Origin of the sequence: Paraburkholderia sp. SIMBA_054 (assembly GCF_046534875.1) — a bacterium.
Classification (GTDB): Bacteria; Pseudomonadota; Gammaproteobacteria; order Burkholderiales; family Burkholderiaceae; genus Paraburkholderia; species Paraburkholderia hospita.
The window spans coordinates 1-4,516 of sequence record NZ_JAWRXV010000138.1 but is presented as its reverse complement, the minus strand read 5'-3'; the positions used below and the strand labels follow the sequence as shown (position 1 = coordinate 4,516).

Genomic DNA, 4,516 nt, shown 5'->3' with positions numbered 1-4,516 from the left:
CTCATGCAACGATGGCACTCTTCCTGTACACCAATAGAGCGCGCAACTGATTTTATGACACAGTAGTACTAGCAGGCCGTTGAAATACCCATCGATCGGATTCAGGCCGATCTCGCAGATGACATGAATTCGCGCAACGACACCGAGATTTTGTTGCGTGGCGCCGGATTCAGCGCTGGCATCCGTCCGGCGAGCGCATTTCCCGACCGATTTCTTGCATTACGCGCCCTCTGGACGCGCAAATCCCAACGTTCGCAGTCGGGTCAGGTTGTAGGCTGCCATCGTCAGTGTGAGCAACTGATCGACTTTCTCCAGCCCCCGCACCATCACCTGTCGAATTGGCCCGATCTGCTTACCCCAGCCGAAGCACTGTTCAATGCATTTCCGTTTGCGCTGGCTCAGCGCATAGCCGGGGTGTCGCGTTGTCCGGCCGTCGATGGCACTTCCGCCCGTTCGCTTCGTATTACGTGCGACGTGCGGCGTCACATTGTATTCACGGCAAGCCTTCACAAATCCACGTATGTCGTACGCCTTGTCCGCACCCACCGTAATCCGCACGCCCGAACCCGATACATCCCGTAGCATGTCCGCCGCCACTTCGCGTTCCGCCCGGCCATTCGCTTCGCTAGCCTGAACGTTCACCACCAACCCATGCCGGTTGTCCGTCAGCACATGGCCCAGATAACTCGGCAAGGCTGGCGAGGCATGGCTCTTGCGATAGAGCCGACTTTCTCCGTCACTCTTCGACTCATGCGTTTCGTTGCGGCGCGATTCGCCATGCCAGTTGCCCGGCGGGCGATCATCGTCCCCGCCATCCTTCCGGCGGATGCTCTTGTGGCTAGCCCACGCATGAATCATGGTGCCGTCGACGCTGAAATGCTCGCCCGACAGCAAGCCGCGTTTATGTGCCGTTTCCACTGTCGCGTTGAACAGGTCGGTCACCGCATCGAATTCGATCAGCCGATCCCGGTTCTTGCTGAACACCGAGTGATTCCACACCGCTTCCTCAATCGACAGGCCGACGAACCAGCGAAACAGCACGTTGTACGAAATCTGCTCGACCAGTTGTCGCTCACTGCGGATGCTGTACAGCACTTGAAGCAGCATTGCCCGCATCAGTTTCTCCGGCGCAATGCTCGGACGGCCGCCTTTGATGTCCGCTTCGTACATGGCCGAGAACTTCGTATCCATCTTCGACAGCGCCTCGTTCATCCACGTCCGGATCGGGCGCAGCGGATGAGTCTGCGGTACGAACTCCTCCAGTCTCACGGTGCTGAACAGGGATTCGTTGTAGCTGTGGGTGCCTCGCATGCGCTCTTCGTGTCTCTGGATCGGATGGCTATATCGTGACGGATCGGTGGGGGTATTTCAACGGCCTGCTAAGGCGCTTGCTCCGTTCGGCGCTCGACCTCGGTGTAGCCCTGCATGGCCAGACACGGTGCTTCCATGTTCGTTTGGTGCCTTGCTCGAGCACCGTGGCCTGGGTGTCACGCATCCGATGATCTTGCCGCGACGCATCTGACCATCGCGGCCTCTTCGACTAGGTTAGAGCGTCGCACGCAGATCGCGCACGCTCCGTCCAAGCTTGCGACGAAGTAGCCCTCGCAGAGTCACACCGTCGGCGTAGCCCACTTGCTCGGCCACCCGATCGACGCTTTCGTGACTCGTCTGGAGCAGATGCACCGCGTGCTCGACGCGTAAGTCCTGGAAGAACCCGAGGGGCGTCTTGCCGAGCGTGCTCTGCAGGCGCCGCGCCAGGGTGCGCTCGCTCGTTCCGACCGCAACCGCAGCGTCGGCGAGATTAAAGCCCTTCGAAAGATTGCGACGCGCCCATCCCTCGAAGCGCTCGACCAAAGGGTCGGCGTGCGCTAGGTGATCGGGGATGGCGTAGGCGGCCTGCGATGCGCGCGAATCGACCAGCAGGTAGCGAGCCGTGAGCGCTGCAAGTGCGGGGCTTCGACGCCGCACGAGCCCAAGCGCCAAGTCGACGTGTGCCAGGGCTGCTCCGGCTGTGACGAACGGCGCTGAGACGATGAGCATGCGTGAGTCGTCAAGCGACACCTGCGGATAGCGACGGCGAAACAGCGGCGCGAGCCACCACGATGTTGTTGCCGTGTGTCCGTTCAGAAGTCCCGTCTCTGCGAGCAGTAAGGTCGCCGTGCAGGCGGCGCCGATCCACACCTCGTCGTTGGACTTGGCGACCATCGCTGCCTTGATGTCGCGTAGCTCTGGCTGCTCGAGTGCGGCCTCAATGGCATCAGGCGTCACCGGTCCAAGGGCAGGCGTGACGATCGCGTCCGGCCGAGACTGGCGGTCGATGGACTGCACTGGAACGATGAGTCCATTGGCGGTTCGAACGCGTCGTCGGACGCCAACCATCGTGACGTTCAGAGGCGCAGGTGAAGGGTCCAGCATTGGGGCGAGCTGGTTTGCGTAGTTCAACGTGTCCACGATTGCCGAGAGGCCGAAGTCCGCGACGCCGTTGATAGCAATAACATGGATGTCCATGGCAGGAATTATATCCAAAAAGGCAAATTTGCCACTTATTGTGAGCGACCAAGCTCTCTAAAGTACAGGCTTCTTACACACATTCCCGCATACGGGACGAAAGGAAAATCATGATCAAGCTCGCAATCCTCGCGACGATGGAAGCCAAGCCGGGTAAGGAAGAGGCCGTCGCCGAATTCCTCGCTGGCGCTAAGGGGCTCGTGGAAAAGGAGGCGTTTACCGTCACCTGGTTCGCGATCCGCACCGGCAAGTCGACGTTCGCCATCTTCGACGCGTTCGAAAACGAAGCCGGCCGCAATGGTCACCTGACCGGTCAAGCCGCCGCGGCTCTGATGGCTTCCGCCAAGGATCTCTTCGTTCGCGATCCGGTCATCGAAAAGGCGGATCTGCTCGCCTTCAAGCTGCCCGCGTAATGGGCATGGCAGGAACCATATCAAAAAAGGCAAACTTGCCACTTATTGTGAGCCACCAAGCTCTCTAAAGTACAAGCTTCTTACACACATTCCCGCATACGGGACGAAAGGAAAATCATGATCAAGCTCGCAATCCTCGCGACGATGGAAGCCAAGCCGGGTAAGGAAGAGGCCGTCGCCGAATTCCTGGCTGGCGCTAAGGGGCTCGTGGAAAAGGAGGCGTTCACCGTCACCTGGTTCGCGATCCGCACCGGCAAGTCGACGTTCGCCATCTTCGACGCGTTCGACAACGAAGCCGGCCGCAATGGTCACCTGACCGGTCAAGCCGCCGCGGCTCTGATGGCTTCCGCCAAGGATCTCTTCGTTCGCGATCCGGTCATCGAAATGGCGGATCTGCTCGCCTTCAAGCTGCCCGCGTAATGAGCATGGCAGCGTGACGGAAACGACAACAGTGCCGATGAAGCATGCCGCCTAGAGTTTAGCTCACTGGAACGCGCCTTTTCTGGCGCGAAAGCCGGTGATGGTTCCCTCGACCAGGCAGTGTGTGCCTCGTTGAGCGATTTCACTTAAAACAGAGGTAAATTACGAGTGCTTATCTGATCTTCGTCGTGCACAGTGCTCACGACAAAGCATTGCTCCAGAAATATCGCGATGAAGCGATCCCGGTCGTTAAGAGTCAGGGCGTGAAATTCTTTGCCGGGCCCGTCATCAGCGCCGCGCTGGAAAATGGCCCCGTGGACTCCAGCGTTGTCCTCGAGTTTCCGACCGTCGAAGATGCGCAAGCTTGGTACAAATCCCCTGGGTACGCACCCCTCAAGGCAATGCGTCAGGCCGCGGCCACGAGCACCACATTCATCGTGGAGTCGTGGCCCGAGGGGCTCTAACTTCCAAGTCCGACCGACACGGCGGTCGTCATGCCCCAGCTCGAGGTTAGCTGATCGGCAGCATCGCTACGGCGCTCGTATGTGGGGTGCCGTAGCGCACCTGTCGGCGAACCGGAGCGGCCGCCCACGGACTCCGGTTAGGGGCGTAGAAAGTCTAGGGTGTCGTCTGCGCCGGCGGCCAGCCAGTCGCCATAAGCGCCGGCAGGCAGAATCACGACCATGCGCTTTTCGTCGCCAGGGCGGTGATAGTTTTGAAAAAGAGAGCGCTGATCTGCATTTAATCGTCAGCATTGTGTAGCTCTCATGCCACTGGCCCGCTGTATCTCTGTATCTGTCTCACAGACCTGCGATGCCCAGCGGCACGCCGTCTACGTGGGAAAAGCGTGTAGCCACGGCACTTCCGCTGCGCCAGTCCGGTTCATACACGGCCTCGACCGGAATGATGCAATGCTGCCCTTGCGCCAAGCATTGCCGAAAGTGAACGACTTTGCGGCCGTCTCAGATCGAGCATTGAACGTGGAGAGCTTTTCAGCTTTGGCCAAACCGTCAGCGCCTGTGCGTGAGCTGATTAACAGGCCGTTGAAATACCCATCGATCGGATTCAGGCCGATCGATGGGTATTTCAACAGCCTGCTAGTCTGACTGTGTCATAAAATTAATTCACAGCAGAGCGATACCTGGTACTATTGAATAATACAGACTCCGGGCGAT

General features: G+C 59.1%; 5 protein-coding genes. 3 read left to right on the top strand and 2 right to left on the bottom strand.

Annotated features, from left to right (window positions below; all coding sequences use genetic code 11):
• Positions 1-219: 219 nt before the first annotated feature.
• Positions 220-1,311 carry an IS5 family transposase gene (locus tag SB822_RS54160; protein ID WP_410858727.1) on the bottom strand — a complete coding sequence of 364 codons (1,092 nt, stop codon included), beginning with the start codon at positions 1,309-1,311 and terminating at the stop codon, positions 220-222.
• A gap of 234 nt (positions 1,312-1,545) precedes the next feature.
• A complete protein-coding gene (locus SB822_RS54155) occupies positions 1,546-2,508 on the bottom strand; it encodes a GlxA family transcriptional regulator (protein ID WP_007734852.1) in 963 nt (320 codons plus the stop codon).
• A gap of 110 nt (positions 2,509-2,618) precedes the next feature.
• Here SB822_RS54155 and SB822_RS54150 point away from each other — a divergent pair, with 110 nt between their 5' ends.
• The 3 genes from SB822_RS54150 to SB822_RS54140 all read left to right on the top strand — a co-directional run bounded on the left by SB822_RS54150 (position 2,619) and on the right by SB822_RS54140 (position 3,805).
• Positions 2,619-2,921 carry a putative quinol monooxygenase gene (locus SB822_RS54150; RefSeq protein WP_079487352.1) on the top strand — a complete coding sequence of 101 codons (303 nt, stop codon included), beginning with the start codon at positions 2,619-2,621 and terminating at the stop codon, positions 2,919-2,921.
• A 117-nt stretch (positions 2,922-3,038) separates the two neighbouring features.
• Positions 3,039-3,341, top strand: coding sequence for a putative quinol monooxygenase (locus SB822_RS54145; RefSeq protein ID WP_410858726.1), 303 nt, complete (start codon positions 3,039-3,041; stop codon positions 3,339-3,341).
• 161 nt (positions 3,342-3,502) lie between these two features.
• On the top strand, positions 3,503-3,805 hold the full coding sequence (locus SB822_RS54140) for a DUF1330 domain-containing protein (RefSeq protein ID WP_410858728.1): 303 nt from the start codon (positions 3,503-3,505) through the stop codon (positions 3,803-3,805).
• Positions 3,806-4,516: the final 711 nt, after the last annotated feature.